The following is a 19,635-nucleotide window of genomic DNA, read 5'->3' as shown; positions in this document are numbered from 1 at the left end:
AAGTATTCCGCTTCCGGCGCAGCCCCGGGCACGACTCGTGACGCACCGCACCAACTTGCCAAGGCCTCCGCGACTCTTACGTTGAGTGTATGCGACTCGATAAGTTCACGGTGAAGGCCCAGGAAGCCATCCAAGAGGGCCAGACGCTGGCCCGCCGCGCCGACAATCCCCAGTACGAGCCGGAGCACCTGGCCGCCGCGCTGTTGGGTCAGAAGGACGGCCTCGTCGACCCGCTGCTTCGCAAGATTGGCGCGGACGTGAAGCTGTTCGCGTCCCGTCTGGGCGAGGCGCTCGGCAAGCTGCCGCGGATGCAGGGCGGTGAGAGCGCGATGCTCGGCCAGCGCCTGCTGAAGACCTTCGACAAGGCCGACGACGAGGCCAAGGCGCTCAAGGACGAGTTCATCTCCTCCGAGCACCTGCTGCTGGCGCTCACGCAGGACAAGGGCACCGTCGGCGAAATCATGAAGGCCTCGGGCGTCACGCGCGAGCGCGTGCTGTCGAGCCTCAAGGAGGTCCGGGGCTCCGGCCGCGTGACGAGCCAGGACGCGGAGTCCACGTATCAGGCGCTGGAGAAGTACGGGCGCGACCTGACGGAGGCCGCGCGCGCGGGCAAGTTGGATCCGGTCATCGGCCGCGACGAGGAGATCCGCCGCTGTGTCCAGGTGCTCAGCCGGCGCAGCAAGAACAACCCGGTGCTCATCGGCGAGCCGGGCGTGGGCAAGACGGCCATCGCGGAGGGCCTGGCGCGGCGCATCGTCGACGGCGACGTGCCGGAGGGCCTGAAGAACAAGCAGCTCATCACGCTGGACCTGGGTGCCATGGTGGCGGGCGCCAAGTACCGCGGTGAGTTCGAGGAGCGGCTCAAGGCGGTGCTCAAGGAGGTCTCCGACTCCGCGGGCCAGGTCATCCTCTTCATCGACGAAATCCACACGATTGTCGGCGCGGGCAAGGCCGAGGGCGCGATGGACGCGGGCAACATGCTCAAGCCGGCGCTGTCGCGCGGCGAGCTGCACTGCATCGGCGCGACGACGCTGGACGAGTACCGCAAGCACATCGAGAAGGACGCCGCGCTGGAGCGCCGCTTCCAGCCCGTGTACGTGGGCGAGCCCAGCGTGCACGACACCATCAGCATCCTGCGGGGCCTCAAGGAGCGCTACGAGGTGCACCACGGCGTGCGCATCCAGGACAGCGCGCTGGTGGCCGCCGCCACGCTCAGCCACCGCTACATCGCGGACCGCTTCCTGCCGGACAAGGCCATCGACCTGGTCGACGAGGCCGGCAGCCGCCTGCGCATCGAAATCGACTCCATGCCCACCGAGCTGGACGACATGCGCCGGAAGATGACGCAGCTCCAGATCGAGAAGGAGGGCCTGCGCAAGGAGACGGACCTGCACTCGCAGGAGCGTCTGGCCACCATCGAGCGGGAGCTGGCCAACCTGCGCGAGCGCTTCGACGGGCTCAAGGCGCACTGGGACGCGGAGAAGGGCGCCATTGCGGGCATCCGGACGCTGAAGGAGAAGCTGGAGAAGGTGAAGAACGACCAGCTCGCGGCCGAGCGCCAGGGTGATTTGAACCGCGCCGCGGAGCTGAAGTTCGGCGTGCTGCCGTCCCTGGAGAAGGAGCTCCAGACGCAGAACACCAAGCTCATGGAGCTGCAGAAGAACCACAAGTTCCTCAAGGAGGAGGTGGACTCGGAGGACATCGCGTCCGTGGTGGCCAAGTGGACGGGCATCCCCGTCTCCCGGCTGATGGAGGGCGAGGTCCAGAAGCTGGTCCACATGGAGGAGCGGCTGGCGAACCGGGTGATTGGTCAGAGGAGCCCGATCGAGGCCGTGTCCAACGCCGTGCGCCGGGCGCGCAGCGGGTTGCAGGACCCCAACCGGCCCATCGGCTCGTTCATCTTCCTGGGCCCCACGGGCGTGGGCAAGACGGAGACGGCCAAGGCGCTGGCGGAGTTCCTCTTCGACGATGACTCGGCCATGGTCCGCATCGACATGTCCGAGTACATGGAGAAGCACGCGGTGGCGCGGCTCGTCGGCGCGCCCCCGGGCTACGTCGGTTACGAGGAGGGCGGACAGCTCACGGAGGCGGTGCGCCGCCGGCCGTACACCGTGGTGCTCTTCGACGAGATCGAGAAGGCGCACCCGGATGTCTTCAACATCCTGCTCCAGATTCTCGACGAGGGCCGGCTGACGGACAGCCAGGGTCGCACCGTGGACTTCAAGAACGCGGTGCTCATCATGACGTCCAACCTGGGCTCCGCGGACATCCAGGCGGGCATGGCGGGCAAGGACGAGCTGGACGAGAAGACGCGCGACGAGGTGCTGGACGCGCTGCGCGCGCACTTCCGTCCGGAGTTCCTCAACCGCGTGGACGAAATCGTCATCTTCGAGCCGCTGCGCAAGAAGGACATCTACCGCATCGTCGACCTGCAGCTGGCGAAGCTGGGCAAGCTGCTGGCGGACAAGCGCCTCACGCTGGAGCTGACGGACGCGGCCCGGGAGCTGCTCGCGGAGCGCGGGTACGACCCGACGTACGGCGCCCGTCCGCTCAAGCGCGCCGTGCAGAAGAACCTGCTGGACCCGCTCGCCATCAAGGTCCTCAACGGCGACTTCGCGCCGGGCGACACCATCCAGGCCGACGCGGGCCCCAACGGGCTCACCTTCGCCAAGGTGCTGGTGGACGCGTCGAAGAACGTGAAGCGCACGGCGTAGACACGGCCGCGGAAGCACTCGGAGCCCCCTGCCCCGTCCTTCGTGGATGGGCGGGGGGCTTCTTCATGGATGGGGCTCAATCGGAGTCGGAGGTCTCCGTCATCTCGGAGTCCTCCGACTCCTCGGCCTCGGACTCGTCGCCGACGCCCCAGTGCGCCTCCATGGCGGCCACCATCGCGTCGACGTTCGCGTAGAGCCTTCCGAAGGCCACCGGATAGGCCAACCGGACGGAGCGGGCGTGCTGCTCGAAGAGCATGGCGCGCAGCTCGTCCAGGTTCTCGTTCGTCTGGTCGGGGTCGAGCCCCAGGGCGGCGTACTCGCCCTCGTCGTTCTCTCCGTCCTCGTTCGTATGCAGGTTCTGGACGGTGTCGAAGTCGAAGAGGCTGAACAGCGCGTCCCGGAGTTCGTCGTTGGTGACGCCACCACCATCGGCCGCGTTACCCGCTCGGGCGACGGCGGCGTCGTTCGCGACATTGCCCGCGCCGCCTCCGAAGTTGGCTTGAGACAGGGGGAGCTTGCTGCGGACGACCAGCCACTGCTGGACATACGCCTGGAGCGAGAATCCCTGGGCCATCGTCCCTGGAGCCGCGTTGTTGGCGGCATCGCGATGGGCGGCCAGCAGGTCGATCTCCTCCCGGAGGGCTTCCTGCCTGTCGTCCGTGAGGCTGTCGACCAGGTCCCAGCCCGGTAGCTGGTGCAGGTGGTTGTCCAGGGTGTTCATGTTGTTGATGGCGGTGGCAGGCGTCCGGCCGAGCAGGGCGCGGTCGAGGGTGTCGAGGTACGTCTGCCACGGCGTGGTGTGGTGGCGCTCCGTGGGCCACAACGAGCCGGCGCGCCCGCCCACGTTCACCTGGTTGATGCGCCCCGCGGCACTCGCGCCAAGCTGCACCGCGACCCGCTGGATGGGGAGGCTCGCCCCTGATGAGCCGGTGCTCGGAGCCGCCTTGAGCTGCGCGGTCGCGACGTCATGCGTGGACTCCGCCGGGAGCCTCGCGGCCCGCGCGGACATGGCGTCGGCCTCGTGCTCCAGGCCAGAGTCATCGTTGAACGCGGCGCCCTGCAACTCGGCCGTGGGCCGCACGCGTCCCTGCTTCTGCTGCACGACGTGCCACGCCTCGTGGGCCAGGTGCTTCTCCTGGCCCGGCGCCACGTGGATGTCCGAGCCCTGCGTGTAGGCCAGGGCCTGGAGCTGCGCGGGCGCGGAGGAGTTGTAGTGCACGCGCACGTCGTCCAGCGACATGCCGGACAGGGACTCGACGCCGGACTTCAGCGAGTCCGGAAGGCCCGTGTCGTTGCGCGGCGAGGCACGGCGCTGGAGCGTCTGCGCCTGCTTCGCCTGCGCCACCACCCTCGGGGAGGAGTCCAGCGCCTGCTGGAGCGCGCCCAGCGACTTCGTGCGCGACGAGCCCCCCTCCATGGCGCCACCTCCCGCCGAGGACGCGGAGGTGGACTCGCGCGAGGACTGTGACGGCTCGACGAACACGCCCATTCGATGCCTCCGGGGGAGACTCGGAATGTACCGTGCCCGTCTCCAGTGCCGACAGGATGCGCCGGGTGTCGCGCCATGAGGGCCGCGTCACGCCGGCGCACGTCCTCCACGCGCATGGGACGTCCTGGGTTCCCTCGCGAGCTCAGGACGGGGACGGCGGGGTCTGCGACGCATCGGGGCTGTCCGCGCGAATCTTGCGCGAGTTCTCGACGAGCTCGCGCCAGGACGCCTCGTACTCCCCCCGCAGCCTCGCCCACTCGCCGCCTCGGGCCTTCATCAATCGCCGCAGCGACTCACCCGTGCTGGACAACGACGAGCGCAGGAAGCGCAGCTCCTCCTTCGTGAGCAGCGAGTCCTCCGCGCGGGAGCGGGAGATGTCCGCCTCGTACCCGTCGAACTGGGCCCCCAACTGCCGCAGCTCCGCCTCGCGCTTGCGCTCGTAGGCCGCGCGGCGCTGGCCCGCCTGCTCCTCCGCGTCGTCGAGCGACTTGCGGGTGTCGTCGCAGGCGCGCAGCAGCTCCTGCTTACCCCGCTCGAAGTCCTCGGTGCCGCGCTGGCGCAGCTCCTCCAGCTTGCGATGGAACGCCTCGCGGCGCTGCTTCACGCCCCTCAGCTCCTTTACCTCGTCCTGTGCCTGACGGATGTCGGCCTGTGCCTCGACCTCCGCGATTCGCGCGTCGATGCGCTGCTTCTCGGCGTCCATCTTCTGCAGGTAAGCCTCGCGCTCGTTCATGGCCTGGATGCCTCCTCCGGTGGGACGCCGCGACCTGGCGCCCTCGCGGGGATATGGATGAGGACGGGACAGGGCATTGCACACAGGCAGAGGCACGAGGGCCGGGCGTGCCGCGCGGAGTGCTTGACCCCGGGCCCGCTCCGGGCGATGAGCCGGGCGCATGAAGCCCTGGGAGACACTCGAGAGCGCCAATGTCCCGGACGTGGGGGAGCTCACCCTGGTCCGCCGAGGGGACGAGCTCGTCCTGCGCGTGCGCGGACAGACGCTGATGTCCAGCCGCATGCACGGCTCCGAGGAGGCGCTCGCGAAGGCCGGCTGCGAGGAGCTGGCGAGCCGAGGCACCGGACGGGTGCTCGTCGGTGGACTCGGCTTCGGCTACACCGTGCGCGCCGTGCTGGACGCCGTGGGCCCGGGGGTCCAGGTCACCGTGGCGGAGCTGCTCTCCACCGTCGTCGCCTGGAACCGCGGGCCCCACCTGTCGCCCCTCGCCCGCGCGCCGCTGGAGGACCAGCGCGTCTCCGTGGTCGAGGCCGACGTCAGCCGCGTCATGGCCCGCAACCCGCAGACGTTCGACACCATCCTGCTCGACGTGGACAACGGGCCCACCGCGCTCACCCACCCCGACAACCAGGGCCTCTACGGCTTGCCTGGTCTGTCCAACGCGGCGCGCGCCCTGCGCTCCGGGGGCACGCTCGGCGTCTGGAGCGCGGGCCCCGCCCCTGGCTTCGAGCGGCGCCTGGAGAAGTGCGGCTTCACCGTGGAGGTCCTCCACCCCCACGCCCACGGCACCAAGGGCCCCCGCCACGTGCTCTTCATCGCCCGCCTGGGCAAGGGCCGCCGCTGAGCCCCGGCGTCGAAGGGCTCGACAGAATATGACGACCGGTATATTCATCCGGTCGTGAGCAAGGGAGAGGACACTCGTCGGCGGATGATTGCCGCCGCGGCGGAGATGCTGGAGCGCTCGGGGTACGCCGGCGCGGGCATCAACGAGCTGCTCGAGGCCGGCAAGGCGCCTCGGGGCTCGCTCTACTTCCACTTCCCGGGGGGCAAGGAGCAGCTCGCCATCGAAGCCCTCCAGGCCTCGTCCGCGGAGGTGACGCGGCTGCTCGGTGAGCACCTCGGCTCATCCAAGGGCCTCGTCACCGGGCTGCGTCGCGCGCTCGCGCAGCTGGCGGACCGCGCGGAGGCCTCCGGCTTCGAGAAGGGCTGCCCCGTGTCCGCCGTGGTGCTGTCCTCCGGCGCCACGCCGGAGCCGGTGCGCGCCGCCGCCGCCGAGGCGCTCCAGTCCTGGCAGCAGCTGCTCACCGAGCGGCTCCGGACCGAGGGACTCACGGCCGCCGAGTCGCGCCGTCGCGCCGCCCTGGTGCTCTCCTCCATCGAGGGCGCGCTGCTGCTCATGCGCGCCCACCGCAGCCGGGCTCCCATCGAGGAGCTCTCCAAGGAACTGGAGCGCCTGCTCTCACTCGACTGAGCACGGCCCACGCCGTGCGCGGATGGGCCGCGTCGGCGCGACTCCAGAATATGTAGACTGGTCTAGATACAGAGGTCGTCATCATGAAGGATTCGTCACCGGACTCGCTCGTCATCGGCGCCACGGGATTGCTGGGGCGCTGGCTCGTGCCGGAGCTGACGCGGCGCGGGCGACACGTCGCCGTGCTCGCTCGCAACGCCCAGGGACGCAGCCAGCCCTACCGGGACTGGGTGGCGGCGCTCGGAGGCGCACCCGAGCGGCTCGTGTTCCTCGAAGGAGACCTGGACGCGCCGGGCCTGGGGCTCACGCCAGCGGACACCCAAGCCCTCCAGGGCGTGCGGGACGTGTTCCAGCTGGGCGCGCGCTTCGCCTGGCACCTGTCGCCCGAGGAGGCCCAGCGCACCAACGTGGAGGGGACCCGCGCCGTGGTGGAGCTGGCCTCGAAGCTGCCCGCGCTGCGCCGGCTCGTGCTCGTGGGGGGCTATCGCATCGGACCGCGGCTCGACGCCTCGGGGCGAATCGTCCCCGCCCCCCCGCTGAGCTTCGAGGACTCCGGCGCCTATGAGGCCTCCAAGGCGCTGTCCCACCAGGTGGCGGTGGAGACCGCCGGGAGCTTGGGCGTCCCCATCACCACCGTGCACCCGTCCTCCGTCATCGGAGACAGTCGCACCGGGGCGACGGTGCAGAGCCTGGGGCTCGGCGACACCGTGGCCCACGTCCACGCCGGGAAGATGCCCGTCCTCCTGGGCTCGAAGGACACCTTCGTCCCCGTGGTCGCGGTGGACACGGTGGCGCGCTTCATGGCGGGCGTGGTGGAGGTTCCGGAGGCCGCGGGGCAGGAGTACACGCTGATGGACCCGGGCTCGCCCACGTTCCACGAGCTGATTCGCTGGACCGCGCGACGCTCGGGCCGACGCGCGCCTCGCCTGTCGCTGCCCGTGTCGTGGGTGCGCTGGCTGCCCGAGCGGCTGCTGGGCGCGGCCACCGAGTCACTCGACTTCCTCGACACCGCCCGCTACCCCGTGGAGCCCGCACTCGCGATGGCCCGGCGGATGGGCGTGGAGCTGCCGCCGGTGGAGACGGTGCTGGAGCGCTGGTTCGACTTCCTGCGCGGCACGGGCTTCGCGCCGGACGTGGAGCGGGCGCGACTCGCGTCGGTGCGTCCGGGATGACCCGGCGACCAAGGGGCGTGGACGCCGGGGCCTCGCGCGATGTGCTGTAGTAGCCCGGCCCTCGAAACGGACCGGAGACCTCCTGGTGAACCGCCCTTCCCTGCTGGCCGTGCTCGTCGTCCTGCTGACCGCGTCCGCCGCACGTGCGCAGCCGTCCCCCGTGCTGGGGGGACTCGACGGCCTCTATCCGGACCTGGACGCGCTGTACCGCGACCTGCACCAGCACCCCGAGCTGTCCTTCCAGGAGGAGAAGACCGCCGCGAAGCTGGCCGAGCGGCTGCGCAAGCTGGGCTTCGACGTCACCACGGGCGTCGGCGGCACGGGCGTGGTGGCGCTCTTGCGCAACGGCCCCGGGCCCACGGTCATGCTGCGCACGGACCTGGACGCGCTGCCCATGGAGGAGAAGACGGGCCTGCCCTACGCCAGCAAGGTGCAGGTGAAGGGCGGCGACGGGCAGACGGTGCCGGTGATGCATGCCTGCGGGCATGACGTGCACATGACGGTGTGGATGGGCACGGCGACGCTGCTTTCGCGCAAGAAGGACCAGTGGAAGGGCACGCTGATGATGGTGGGCCAGCCCGCGGAGGAGATTGGGGCCGGCGCGCGCAAGATGCTCGCGGATGGACTCTTCAAGCGCTTCCCCAAACCCGACTTCGCGGTGGCGCTGCACAACACCACCGCGGCGCCCGCGGGCCGCGTGGAGTACGTGTCCGGCTACGCCATGGCCCACGTGGACTCGGTGGACATCACGCTCTTCGGCAAGGGCGGACACGGCGCGTACCCGCACACGACGGTGGACCCCATCCTGATGGCCGCGCGCACGGTGCTCGCGCTCCAGACGCTGGTCAGCCGGGAGAAGCACCCGCTGGAGCCCGCGGTGGTGACGGTGGGCTCCATCCACGGCGGCACCAAGCACAACATCATCCCGGACGACGTGCGCCTGCAGCTCACCGTGCGCTCCTACAAGCCCGAGGTCCGCAAGGCGCTCCTGGCGGGCATCGAGCGCATCGCCAAGGCGGAGGCCCTGGCCTCCGGCGCCACGCGGCCGCCCAGGGTCGACGTCACCGAGGGCACGCCCGCCACCTACAACGACCCGGCCCTCACCCGCCGCCTCACCGAGGCCGTGGTGCGCGTGCTCGGCGAGAAGAACGTCGGAGAGGCCCAGCCCGTCATGGGCGGCGAGGACTTCTCCGAGTACGGCCGCGCCGGAGTCCCCGCCGCGCTCCTGTGGCTGGGCGCGGTGGAGCCGCAGCGCTTCCTCCAGGCCCGCTCAGGGGGTGAGCCGCTCCCGTCCCTGCACTCCTCCGGCTTCATCCCGGACCGCGAGCGCACGCTGCGCACGGGTGTCACCGCGCTGACGACGTCCGCGCTGGAGCTGCTGGGCAAGCCCTGAGCCCTTGAAACCACGGCCACGACGAGGGCCTTCGATGACCCTCGCCGCGGCCCGTGGGAGCGAGGTCGCCCCCCAAGGCGGCCTCGCTCCAGTTCTCCTTCGCACGCTACCGGCAGGCCCCCAGCCGGACGGAGAGGCAGCCGTCGTTCCCGCAGCGTGTGAAGCGCGCGCAGCGCTGGGCCTCGAACTCGCCGAAGGCCCGGACGGTGGTGGTGCGCCGGCCCTCCGCCGCCGTCTCCACGCAGACCTCGATGTCCTGGATGGGGAGGTTGGGCGTGTCGGTGAGCACCTCCATCATCGGGTCGAACAGCGCGCTGGCGGTGGCACACTCCATCGCCTTCTGCGCCGACGTCGCGCGCACCTCCACGACGCGCACCGCGCAGAACTGCTTGCTCTGGATGCCCAGGGAGAACACCGTCCCGCCCGCGTCACACGCGGTGGCGGCAATCGACTGGCACGTCCCGCCCACGCAGTTGCTGCTGGCGTTGCAGACCTGGCTGCCCGACGAGTTGCAGCACGCCTCGCCGACGTCGCCGCAGTTGCGGCAGTTCTCCCCGCCCGACTCCATCACGCACATCAGCGAGCCACCGCAGTACGTGGCGGAGGCGGCGACACAGCAATCCTGCCCCTCGCCGCCGCACGGCACGCACGTGCCGCTGTTGCAGGCCAGGCCCGTGTCACAGCTCGCGGAGTCCGTCCGGCACGCGCAGCCGTTGGTTCCATACTGACTGGGGTCGCATCCGGAGTTGCCGCTCTGGCAGCTTCCGCAGCCCGCCATGACGACCATGCACAGCATCAGGAGCCCCCTCAGGGGCGAGTTCAGGTTCACGATGGGGTTCCTCGTTGCTTGGAAGGACATGGGGTGCACCGGCTCCGCGCCGCTCACGGACTGAGCACCAGGTGCACGGACTTGCCGTCGCCATTCACGGCGCGGACCAACACCTCGAGGTTGTCGGAGATGGACAGGGCCTCCACGATGCGCAGGCCCGCCTTCTCCAGCTCCTCGGGCGCGAGCTCGGAGAGCGGGTAGCTCTTCTCCCCGTCCGGCGGGGTGATGAACGCGCGCTGGGACTTGTCCTCCGCCGTGGCCGTCCCCACCACCCAGTTGCTGGTGTTGAGCCCCCCCGCCCTCGCGGACAGCGCGCCCTCGGGCAGGGGCAGCAGCTCGCCGCCCTTCTCGCGGGTCCACCGGAAGGGCTGGCTGTGCTTGCCGGAGACGCGCGCGGTGCCCAGCACCGTGCCCACGTCGTTGAGCGCGGCGATGTCCGCCTCCAGCTCCAGGAGGATGTGACGCTCCTTGCCGGCGATGAGCGCCGCGCGAGGGCCGCTCTGCGTCTGCACCACGGCCGCCGACTCACCCAGCGCGTTGAAGAACAGGCGCCCCGAGCCGAGCCCCGTCAGCGCCTCGCGCTTCGCGGGGCCGACCTCGTCGACGACGTAGACGACGTCCTTGTCATCGGGCCAGCGCACCAGCGGCGTGCCGTGCGCGTTGCCCACCAGGGCCTCGTAACCGTCGACCCACAGCTGCGCGCCCGCCTTCACCTCGTTCGCCTTCATCCGGAACGCGGACAGGCCCTTGTACGAGTACGCGGTGCCGAACAGGTCTCCGCTCGCGCTGACGGCCTTCACGTCGACGCGGTCCACGCCGAGCGCCTCGCGCAGCGACTGCACGGTGGACCTGCTCGTGATGAGGCTGTCCGATTCGTCGTTCGCCAGACGGCCGATGACCGCGCCCTCGTTGGTGATGAGGCGGGCAATCGCCACCTCCGGGAGCTGACGCCACCGGTTGAAGTCGAACACCTGGGTGACGCACCGGTTGAGGGCGACCCGCTGCGACTGGAGCATGCCGCCCGAGGAGCCCTGGATGACGGTGGGCCCGCCCCAATGTGGGGGCAGCCGGATGGCGAAGCGCGCGGTGCGCTGGGCCTCGGGCACGCGCACGTTGAGGACCCCGACGCTCGCGTCCACACTGAAGAGCTCCACCAGCGTTCCGCCCGCGGGCGCGGGGCTGCTCAGGACGACCTCACCCGACAGCTCCGTGGCGTTCGAGGAGGGGCAGCGGTTGGTGGACGTCAGCACCCGGAGCGCCGCCAGGCGCGGACGCGGCACGCCCGCGTAGGCGACGAACTGACGCACCTGCACCGGCTCCGTCCAGTAGAACTTGAAGACGATGTCCGTGTAGCCGTCCACCCAGACCTGGCTGCCCCCCGTCAGCACCAGCTCGACGTTGTGCGGACACGAAGCGCTCTCGCAGTAGGGGTCATCCGCGCCGCGCACCTGGCGGGCGAAGGCCTTGAGCGTGCCGCGCACGCGCGTGACGCTGTTGGCGTCGCCCAGGTAGTACGGCGAGGGCAGCGTGTCGTCGAAGGTCCAGGTGATGACGTTGCCGCTGCGCGAGCCCCACAGGTTCAGCACCAGGTCGGAGTTCACGCCGAAGGTGCGCGCCGGGACGTGCAGGTTCAGGGTGCCCGCCGACTTGGGCAAGAGCCAGTAGCCCGTGGCGTAGTCGTTGCCGCGCACGTGGATGCGCGCGGCGTTGAGGCGGACATTCGTGCCGCGCCACACGTCGTCCACGATGTCCGCGTGGGCGACTGGCGCCAGGATGAGGCCGAGCAGGACCACCAGGCCCAGCCCGTTGAGGATGCGTGTCATGAGGTTCTCGGAGGTGTTGTGGGAGTGAAGTGAAGGCCGCGTCGGGACTCAGCCCCCCAGCTCGGCGGAGGACTGGGCCATCAGCGACATGATGCGGGCGCGCGTGGAGGAGTGCTGGCCCGGGCGCAGCGCGAGCGCCTGGAGCATCTGGAGGACCGGCGCGCCGCCGCCCTCGATGCGGTGGGTGATGAGGTTGAGCAGCGTGGCCTCCACCCCGGAGACCATCCCCCCCGAGACGACCCAGGCGCGCAGCCGCTCCAGGTCCGCCCCGTCCAGCCTGCGTGCGTCCAGCGCATCCAGCAGCGCCGCCTGCACCAACCGCTCCGGCTCCTGGACCAGCGAGTCGAGCAGCATGCGTGTGGCCACCTCCTGCGGCACGCCGCGCAGGGACTCGGCCGCCGCGGCGCGCACCTCGGTGGAGTCGTCGCGCAGGTAGGGCTGCGCCGCATCCAACACGGCCTCCTGCCGCGTGTTGCCCAGCGCGCGCAGCGCGTGCATGCGGTCCTGCGGGTCCTTCGCGTCGCGCAGCGAGTCCTGGAGCGGGCGCAGGTAGGTCGCCACGTTGGGGTCCCCGGAGGGGAGCTTCGACACCACGCCGCCCAGCGCGTACTCGGACGCGCGCCGGGTGGCCACGTCGTTGCCCGCGCGGGCCCGCTCCCGCAGCGTGGTCAGCATCCGGGCCGTCTCCGGCTCGGGCGCCTCGAGGAAGCCCGCGCGCTGCAGCATCAGCCCGTAGGACGTCTCGTGCTCGCGCGCCACGGGGGCCTGGAGCAGCTCGCGCATCAGCGCCTGGGCCTCTCCATGCCCCGTGCCCGCGAGCACGTCCATGGTGAGCTCACGCAGTCCCGGATTCACGCCCGGACGCAGGAAGGACGCCGCGAGCTCCCGCGTCCTGCCGGGCTCCAGCTTGAGCGCGGCGATGGCCCGGCGCACGAAGCGGTCCAGCTCCGGGATGGACTCCGGGCGCGTGGCGGCGGCGAGCACGCGGAGGACCTCGTCCACCGTCATGCCGTCCGCCTGGCTGCGCAGGAGCGCCGTCTCCTTGTCTCCCTCGAAGACGATCTGCTCGGGCTTGCGGATGAGGGACTTGTCCTCGTTCGTCGCCAGCAGCGGCGCCATGCTCCGCGCGGAGAACGTCACGCGAAGGCGCATCCGGCGCGACATCAGCGGGGCGCCATCCGTCCGCGTCGCGTCCAGCGACTCGTCGTGGGACACCCCGGCCATCCGGCCATCCGGCGCGCGCTCGAAGCGGGTGAGCGAGCGCAGCTCCTGCTGGAACGGCCGGTCCTTCCCCGCGGCGTTCAGCGTCACGTAGCGCGTGCGCCGCCGCGTCAGGGCGGAGTCCCCGTCGAACTGGAAGCGGGCCTGGACCTCGCCCGTCTGGTTGGACTCGACGACGTCCCACTCGGCCGCGTCGCGCAGGGTGGTGGGGAACAGCTCCGCGGCGAGCGTCTGCGCCAGCTGGCGGAACATGGCGGGCTCCGACTCCGAGAAGCGCACCGCCAGGAGCGCGCCCTTCGCGTCCAGCTCCACCCAGGCCGACGCGGACTCGGGCAGCTGCGCCGCCACGGAGGCCGCGTCGGGAAAGAGCTGCTGCCCCGAGAGCACCGCGTCGTGCCGCTCCAGGGACTTCAGGGACAGCCGCACCCTCGTGCCGTCCGGGCGGACCTCGAGCGCGCGCAGGGCGAGCGAGCCCTCCAGGTGCAGCGTGCCCTCCACCGCGCCGGACGACGTCGCGCCCCCCGGGACGGGCATCGGGAGCTCCACGCGCTGCAGGTCATCCCAGGCGAACCGATAGATGCGCTCCTCTCCCGGCGCCCACTGGAACAGGGGCAGGCGGGAGTCGCTCACGACGACCGGGGCGGCCTCGCCCGCGACGACGGTGAGGCGCGTGAAGTACCAGGCGGACACAGCGCCGGTGAGCAGCAGGGTGGACAGCACGGCCGTACGGACGGCGAGCCTCGGGCGACGCATGAAGGACCTCGAAAGGAAGGGACTGGGGCGGGACGCCATGGCGATGGAAGGCCATGGCGCCCCAGGAGGACCGCCCCGACACGTGAGCGCCGGAGCGGCCCCGCCGTGTGACTAGAAGATGCGCGCCAGCGGCACCGTCTTGGTCTCGGTGTAGATGTTGTGCTTCAAGCCGAAGCCGCTCCACGAGAACACGGGGAACTCGGCCTTCAGGTCGAACAGCTGCAGGAAGAGCGAGATGCGCCCGTCGAGGAAGCGCGTCTCGATGTCCAGCTTCGAGGTGAGGCGCAGGAACAGCGTGTTCGGGTCCGTCGGGTGCGAGGGCGAGCTCAGGTAGATGCCGATGTCCGTCTCCAGCGGGAGGTTGGCGCGGGTGAGCACCACCGTGCCGCGGACGGCGACCTGGACCTTCGGCAGGCCGATGCCCACCGACGCGAAGCCATTGACGGAGAGGTACGGCGTGAGGATGCCGAACAGGTCCACGCCCAGCAGGTCCGCCGCGCAGTCACGGGTGATGGCGCCGCCGATGTCGAACTTGACGCCCGTCTCCGCGGACACGCCCGCCGTCAGCGTGACGGGGATGTACCAGACCATGAAGGTGTAGGACGTCTGGGCCTCGTCGAACGCGTACACGGGCTTGGTCTGCGCGAAGGTGACGCGCAGCGGGTAGGTCTGGTCGTGGGTGTAGACGGACTGCCCCAGGAAGCGGGCCCCCACGGTGAGCCGGATGCCGTTGCCCTCGGTGCCCGCGGAGCCGTCGATGTGGATGACCTCCATGCGGGTGGGGCTGAAGAGGTTCGCGTAGGCGTTGAACTCGCCGTAGATGCGCGCGTTGTACTCGCACCACGGGCCCGTCAGGCCGAAGCCCTTCGCCTGCATCCGCGCGCTCGAAGCGCCCGGCGCCGTGACCTCCCAGCCGCCGTTGTAGTCGTAGCCGGCGCCCATGAAGCTGTCGCCCGCGTAGCCACTGTCACCGGCCTCGCCGCCATGGCGCACCAGGCCCGTGGACGGGTTGGTGGGCGCCTGCTGCGCCTGGATGTACTGGCCGTAGGCGAGCACGTACTGGGCCAGCATCGTCGTGTTGAGGGTGTAGTCCTTCTCCTTCAGGGTGGAGATCTTGAGCAGGTGCGCGTTGCGCACGAAGCTCGTCTCGCTGAAGTCGTTGCCCGTCAGGAACAAGCACGCCTGCAGGTCCGCGGCGCGGCGCGGCCCCATGGCGGCGTCCAGCTCCAGCTTGTAGCGGCGCGGGCTCCAGTCGCAGGACGTCACGTACTTCGAGTCGAGGCAGCCCTGCCCCTCGGCCTGGACCAGGCGCTCCTCGATGACCTTGTCGAGCGCGTAGAGCCGCTCGGCGGTGGTGGCGTTCAGCTCCTTCGTGTCGCGGTCCTTCTTCAGGAAGAGCGCGTACGCCTTCTGCCAGTCGGCGTAGATGCCCGCGCGCTGGGCGAGCAGCGCGATGAAGCCCTCCTGCTCCTCCTGGCGCACGGTGAGCTCGTCATCCGGGATGTGCGCGAGCTGCTCGGCCATCTCCTGGTGCCACGAGTCCGAGGCCACCGCCCACTGCCGGGCCTCCGGGTTGTTGGCGAGCCGCGCGGCGTCGGTGGTGAACTCATAGGGCTTGACGCCCTTCGGGTAGGGGCCGGGCGTGAAGGCGAAGTACGCGTTCTTCGCCACCCGCGTCTCGCCCCAGATGGACGCCAGCTTCTTGCCGTCGCGGCTGTACAGCGTGCGGTGGGCGATGCCGTCGCCACCGTAGGCCGACTGGAACAGCGCGCGGTAGTCGTCGCCGTGCACGCCCGAGCGCCGCTCGAAGCGGCTGTAGTCGTAGTACTTCTCGTCCACGTACTCCTGGCAGGACGTCACCTGCGTCCCGTTCTTGTCCCAGGCCTGCAGCTGCCCCAGGTACGCAAGCTCCGCCTTCGTCAGCTTCTCCAGCTTCTTGCGGTAGAGAATCTGCCCCTTGAGCACCTGGCCCGACAGGCCCTGGTCCATGCCGCTCACGCGCGTGGTGCCCAGCGACACGGGCTGGGTGGCCACCGTCGCCGTCCCGCTGCCGAACTCCTCCGGCAACAGCACCGTGCGCTTGGGCGCGTTGTCCCAGCGCGCCCTCCACTCCGTCTCGATGATCTGCTGGCAATATCCGTCGTGGGCCTCGCCGCACTTGCTCGAGCGGTAGTCGACGTCCACGCACTGCTGCAGCGACGGCGTCGGGCAGTCCTCCGCGAGGCTCACGGGCGCCGACAACAGCGTCATCGACACTCCGGCCCAACGCAGCGGGCTCCCCAACAGACCCACTTTCTTCCCCTGGTTCATATGAAGCTTCGTCCTTGGTGAGGGCCGGCTTCGGGCACGGCCCGCCGGACCCCAGAGCACGTGCTGTGCCGCGGCGCGTGTCACTCGGGGGCGCGTGACGACGCGACCACCCCGCGAGGACCCGGAGACAACACGGCGAACCAGGACGTTGCCTGCGAGGCAACACGCACCAGGACGACGACGTGGGGAGCGTCAGTGCCCCACGCCTTCGCACAACCAGCCACGCGCGAAGGCCCAGTCCCGGCGCACGGTGGCGGGCGCCACGCCCAGCACCGCGGCGGTCTCCTGGATGCCCAGGCCCGCGAAGTAACGAAGCTCCACGAGGCGGGCCAGCCGGGGCTTGAACGACTCCAGCTCCACCAGCACCCGCTCCAACCCCAGCACGTCGATGTCGACGCCCACGGGGGACTCCGTCACCTCGTCGTGCAGGTACAACGGCTCACGCAGCGCGTCCCGACGGTGGGCGTTGCGCACCCGCACCGCCTCCACCAACGCCCGACGCATCGCCTGGGCCCCCACCCCCAGCACATGGCGACGTCGCTCCATGTCCGCGGACTCCCCCGCCCACCGCCCGCAGATGTCGCGCAGCAGCAGCATGGGACGCAGCGTGGCCCGCGAGGCCTCTCCGCTCATGGCCGCGTGCGTCATCTCGCGGAGCTCCTGGTACGCCACCCCCTGAAGGGCATCCCGGGCCTCTCCTCCTTCGTTGCGAGCGCCTTCCAGCAGCGATGTCTTCCCCGACATGCCCATGGTGTCCTCCTGGGTCTCACATCCCATCGAGTCGCTTCGCCACGCCTGCCTAGCCTGTCGAACGAAATCCCCCGCAAATCTTGAGAACAAAGAATTGTTTTCGTGAATACCGACAATTCCCTGCCCGCCGGGATGGCCAAGCTGCTCTCATGGTCGTCCTGGCGCAACGCAGGATCACCAACTTCGCTGACTATTCGCTCTTATCCACATTTCCAAAGACGACTGGCGCACGTGCCAGCGAGGAAGCGTTCGGGGCCCCGCGCATGGGGGGTGGGCACGCCTCGGCTTCCCACCACGCCCTGGAGGGTGGGCGACCCCGAGGTCCTGGGTCGACCTGGACGCGGGCTACGCGGTGGGTAGCCAGAGCACGAAGCGGGCGCCGCCCTCGGGGGCCTGGGCGTAGCGCAGCTCCCCGCGCATGCTCCGGGCCAGCTGGCGGCACAGGGCGAGCCCCAGGCCCACGCCGGGCGCGGACCGGGCCGCGGCCTGAACGGACTTGGAGAAGGGCTCGAAGAGCCTGCGGGCCGTGGCGGGGTCCACGCCCGGGCCGTGGTCCCTCACCACCAGCCCCACCCGGCGGCCCCGCCGCTCCAGCTCCAGGTGCAGGCGTGGGTCGGTGGCGCCGGCGGCGTACTTGGACGCGTTGTCGACGAGGTTGAAGAGGACCTGCTCCACCGCCGACGGGTCCGTCAGCACGGTGACGTCCGGGGGCACGTCCACGCTCAGCACCAGCCCGGACTGGAGCGCGCGCTCGGCGAGCCGGGGCTCCAGCCGCGACACGAGCGCGTCCACCGCCACCGGCTCCAACCGGGCCGGCGCGCGCCCACGCTCGATGCGGGCATAGGCGAGCACGTTCTCCACCAGGTGGCTGAGCCGCTCCGCCTCGCGGTGGAGGATGTCGAAGTACTCCTGTCGCCGCGCGGCGTCCGGGACCATGCCCGCCGACAGCATCTCCGTGTACATGCGGAACGTCGTCAGCGGCGTGCGCAGCTCGTGCGTCACCGCCGACACGAAGGCGCCCCGACGCTCGCTCAGCGCCATCACGCCCACCAGCAGCGCCACCACCGCCACGCCCGCGAGCGCCACGCCGCTCCAGGCCACCATGAGCACGAGCGGCAGGGACGAGAGGGCGCCCGAGGAGCCCTCCTCGCCCGAAGTGGAGCCCGGTACCAGCCGCACCGGCAGGGCCGCCAGGAGCCTCCCCTCCCCTGTCGCCGTGACGTCGCCCCGTGCGGGCTCCAGGGTCGCGCCCGGGAGCAGGTCCTCCACGCGGCCCTGGAGCCAGCGGCTCAACCCGGGCCAGTCCAGCCAGCAGCCCTGGAGGACCTCCTGGCCATCGACCCGGACGAGCCGGCCCAGCAGGAGCGCGTCGCCCACCCAGAGCGCCCGCATCTCCGCGCGGGGGGAGGCGCGGGCCGCCGATGGCTCCTGGGCCTGGTAGGTCACGACATTCTGACTGGCGGCCTGGCGCGCGCTGCGCGAGCGGGCGTCGTACTCGCTGGCGTTCTTGAGCTCCTGGAACGAGGACGACAGCTTGCTCTGGACGCGTGACAACGGGCTGCCGGTCGAGGCGGGTGCATCCCGCGCCGCGAGCGCCTCGCGCAGCCGGAGGCCGCCGAGCTGACGCGACACGTGCTCCAGGCGCGCCCTCAGGACCTCCTCCCCCACGCGGGGCGGGGCCACTCCGAGCGAGGCGCGCAGCGACGCCTCGATGACCTGCGGAGAGGTGACGTTCCCGGCGGTGTCCACCTGGAAGTGGAGCAGGACATGTTCTGGCGGACCCGCGAGCAAAGGAGACGCCATCCACGCCTGCCCCTCGGGGAGCGGGGCGTTGCGCGCGTCCAGCACACCGGGCACGGGGGCAACGGCCGCATACGCTTCCGCGGGCACCGCGCTCTCCCGGGCCACCAGCGGCAACAGCTCCGAGTCCAGCCGCCACAGCGCCAGGCGCACGTTCTCCTCGCGCGCCGCGCTCAGACGGGCCTGACGGTCCGCGCGGTCCAGGCGAAGGGCGAAGACGGACAGCCACACCACGCCGGCCAGGGCCAGCGCCAGACAGGCGCTCACCGCGAGCCAGACGCGCCAGGAGCGAATCATCGGGCTCCACCCATTTGGGAGAGCATGGAGCCCTTGCCGCATGCCGCACGGGCGCTCACCGCGAGCCAGGAGCGAATCATCGAGTGCCGCCCGACTGGGAGAACATGTAGCCCTTGCCGCGCACCGTACAGGCGCGCACTGCGCCCCAGACGCGCCAGGAGCGAATCATCGGGCGCCTCCCGGCTGGGAGAACATATACCCCTTGCCGCGCACCGTGAGGATGACACGGGGCTCGGCGGAGTCATCGCGCAGCTTCTCGCGCAGCCGCGCCATCGTCATGTCCACCGTGCGCGTCTGCAGTCCGCGCGCGGGCAGGTGCCACACGCGCTCGAGCAGCTCTTCGCGGGAGATGGCCCGCCCCGGGTTCTCCCCCAGGTAGCGCAGCGCGTCCGCCTCTCGCTCCGACAGGTCCATCCGCGTGCCGTCATCGAAGCTCAGCTCGCGGCGCTCCACCACGAAGTGCCCGCCAGGAAAGTCCACGCGGGAGGCCCCCACGGGACGCTCGGCCGAGCGTCGGAGCACCGCACCCACCCGGGCCAACAGCTCCCGCACCGAGAAGGGCTTCACCACATAGTCGTCCGCCCCCAGCTTCAGACCCTTCACCCGGTCCTCCTCCTGGCCCCGGGCGGTGAGGATGATGACGGGCAGCGTGGGCCGGCTCTTGCGCACGGCCGCCAGCAGGTCCAACCCGTCCCCGTCGGGGAGGACCAGGTCCAGCAGCACCAGGTCCACCGGCGTGCGCTCGGCCACGCGCTGGCCCTCTCCCTTCACGCCCGCCTCGAGGACCTCGTAGCCCTCGAAGCGAAGCGCATCCACGATTCCGCGCCGGATGGCGGGGTCATCCTCGACGACGAGCACTCGGCGCGCGGCCATGACGCAT

At 70.8% G+C, this 19,635-nt stretch carries 14 protein-coding genes; 5 read left to right on the top strand and 9 right to left on the bottom strand.

From position 1 onward, the window contains the following. The first annotated feature begins 89 nt into the window (after positions 1–89). Positions 90–2,714: an ATP-dependent chaperone ClpB gene (gene clpB, locus K8625_RS23875; protein WP_223745548.1), complete on the top strand. Its 2,625-nt coding sequence runs from the start codon at positions 90–92 to the stop codon at positions 2,712–2,714. Positions 2,715–2,790: 76 nt separating this feature from the next. Here the strand turns inward: clpB and K8625_RS23870 are convergent, their stop codons facing one another. Beyond that, positions 2,791–4,203, bottom strand: coding sequence for a DUF4157 domain-containing protein (locus K8625_RS23870; protein WP_223784016.1), 1,413 nt, complete (start codon positions 4,201–4,203; stop codon positions 2,791–2,793). 142 nt (positions 4,204–4,345) lie between these two features. Beyond that, complete coding sequence (locus tag K8625_RS23865; protein ID WP_223745546.1) at positions 4,346–4,936, bottom strand: hypothetical protein; 591 nt, start codon at positions 4,934–4,936, stop codon at positions 4,346–4,348. 160 nt (positions 4,937–5,096) lie between these two features. Here K8625_RS23865 and K8625_RS23860 point away from each other — a divergent pair, with 160 nt between their 5' ends. From K8625_RS23860 to K8625_RS23845, 4 genes are all read left to right on the top strand, one after another. Beyond that, on the top strand, positions 5,097–5,780 hold the full coding sequence (locus tag K8625_RS23860; protein WP_223784015.1) for a spermidine synthase: 684 nt from the start codon (positions 5,097–5,099) through the stop codon (positions 5,778–5,780). A gap of 84 nt (positions 5,781–5,864) precedes the next feature. Further along, the gene (locus K8625_RS23855) at positions 5,865–6,407 is read left to right on the top strand and encodes a TetR/AcrR family transcriptional regulator (protein WP_223784014.1); all 543 of its coding nucleotides are present in this window, start codon (positions 5,865–5,867) and stop codon (positions 6,405–6,407) included. Positions 6,408–6,490: 83 nt separating this feature from the next. Beyond that, on the top strand, positions 6,491–7,579 hold the full coding sequence (locus K8625_RS23850; RefSeq protein ID WP_223784013.1) for an SDR family oxidoreductase: 1,089 nt from the start codon (positions 6,491–6,493) through the stop codon (positions 7,577–7,579). 85 nt (positions 7,580–7,664) lie between these two features. Continuing rightward, positions 7,665–8,972: an amidohydrolase gene (locus K8625_RS23845; protein WP_370640300.1), complete on the top strand. Its 1,308-nt coding sequence runs from the start codon at positions 7,665–7,667 to the stop codon at positions 8,970–8,972. Between the two features lie 106 nt (positions 8,973–9,078). Here K8625_RS23845 and K8625_RS23840 read toward each other — a convergent pair whose 3' ends face one another. From K8625_RS23840 to K8625_RS23810, 7 genes are all read right to left on the bottom strand, one after another. After that, positions 9,079–9,801: a hypothetical protein gene (locus K8625_RS23840; protein ID WP_223784012.1), complete on the bottom strand. Its 723-nt coding sequence runs from the start codon at positions 9,799–9,801 to the stop codon at positions 9,079–9,081. Positions 9,802–9,854: 53 nt separating this feature from the next. After that, positions 9,855–11,624: a hypothetical protein gene (locus K8625_RS23835; protein WP_223784011.1), complete on the bottom strand. Its 1,770-nt coding sequence runs from the start codon at positions 11,622–11,624 to the stop codon at positions 9,855–9,857. Positions 11,625–11,672: 48 nt separating this feature from the next. After that, positions 11,673–13,598: a HEAT repeat domain-containing protein gene (locus K8625_RS23830; protein WP_223784010.1), complete on the bottom strand. Its 1,926-nt coding sequence runs from the start codon at positions 13,596–13,598 to the stop codon at positions 11,673–11,675. Between the two features lie 111 nt (positions 13,599–13,709). Continuing rightward, positions 13,710–15,848, bottom strand: a complete 2,139-nt coding sequence (locus K8625_RS23825; RefSeq protein WP_223784009.1) for a hypothetical protein — start codon at positions 15,846–15,848, stop codon at positions 13,710–13,712. Between the two features lie 252 nt (positions 15,849–16,100). Beyond that, positions 16,101–16,652, bottom strand: coding sequence for an ECF-type sigma factor (locus K8625_RS23820; protein WP_223745538.1), 552 nt, complete (start codon positions 16,650–16,652; stop codon positions 16,101–16,103). 351 nt (positions 16,653–17,003) lie between these two features. Continuing rightward, complete coding sequence (locus K8625_RS23815; RefSeq protein WP_223784008.1) at positions 17,004–18,755, bottom strand: HAMP domain-containing sensor histidine kinase; 1,752 nt, start codon at positions 18,753–18,755, stop codon at positions 17,004–17,006. 165 nt (positions 18,756–18,920) lie between these two features. Further along, positions 18,921–19,628, bottom strand: a complete 708-nt coding sequence (locus K8625_RS23810; protein ID WP_141323723.1) for a response regulator transcription factor — start codon at positions 19,626–19,628, stop codon at positions 18,921–18,923. Positions 19,629–19,635 lie beyond the last annotated feature (7 nt).

Origin of the sequence: Myxococcus sp. AS-1-15 (genome assembly GCF_020037055.1) — a bacterium.
In the GTDB taxonomy this organism is placed as follows: Bacteria; Myxococcota; Myxococcia; order Myxococcales; family Myxococcaceae; genus Myxococcus; species Myxococcus fulvus.
This window is presented reverse-complemented; position numbering and strand designations above follow the sequence as displayed.

Coding starts and splice junctions, on each gene's coding strand:
- clpB (WP_223745548.1), top strand. CDS start 90: ATGCGACTCGATAAGTTCACGGTGAAGGCCCAGGAAGCCATCCAAGAG.
- K8625_RS23870 (WP_223784016.1), bottom strand. CDS start 4,203: ATGGGCGTGTTCGTCGAGCCGTCACAGTCCTCGCGCGAGTCCACCTCC.
- K8625_RS23865 (WP_223745546.1), bottom strand. CDS start 4,936: ATGAACGAGCGCGAGGCTTACCTGCAGAAGATGGACGCCGAGAAGCAG.
- K8625_RS23860 (WP_223784015.1), top strand. CDS start 5,097: ATGAAGCCCTGGGAGACACTCGAGAGCGCCAATGTCCCGGACGTGGGG.
- K8625_RS23855 (WP_223784014.1), top strand. CDS start 5,865: ATGATTGCCGCCGCGGCGGAGATGCTGGAGCGCTCGGGGTACGCCGGC.
- K8625_RS23850 (WP_223784013.1), top strand. CDS start 6,491: ATGAAGGATTCGTCACCGGACTCGCTCGTCATCGGCGCCACGGGATTG.
- K8625_RS23835 (WP_223784011.1), bottom strand. CDS start 11,624: ATGACACGCATCCTCAACGGGCTGGGCCTGGTGGTCCTGCTCGGCCTC.
- K8625_RS23830 (WP_223784010.1), bottom strand. CDS start 13,598: ATGCGTCGCCCGAGGCTCGCCGTCCGTACGGCCGTGCTGTCCACCCTG.
- K8625_RS23825 (WP_223784009.1), bottom strand. CDS start 15,848: ATGACGCTGTTGTCGGCGCCCGTGAGCCTCGCGGAGGACTGCCCGACG.
- K8625_RS23820 (WP_223745538.1), bottom strand. CDS start 16,652: ATGTCGGGGAAGACATCGCTGCTGGAAGGCGCTCGCAACGAAGGAGGA.
- K8625_RS23815 (WP_223784008.1), bottom strand. CDS start 18,755: ATGATTCGCTCCTGGCGCGTCTGGCTCGCGGTGAGCGCCTGTCTGGCG.
- K8625_RS23810 (WP_141323723.1), bottom strand. CDS start 19,628: ATGGCCGCGCGCCGAGTGCTCGTCGTCGAGGATGACCCCGCCATCCGG.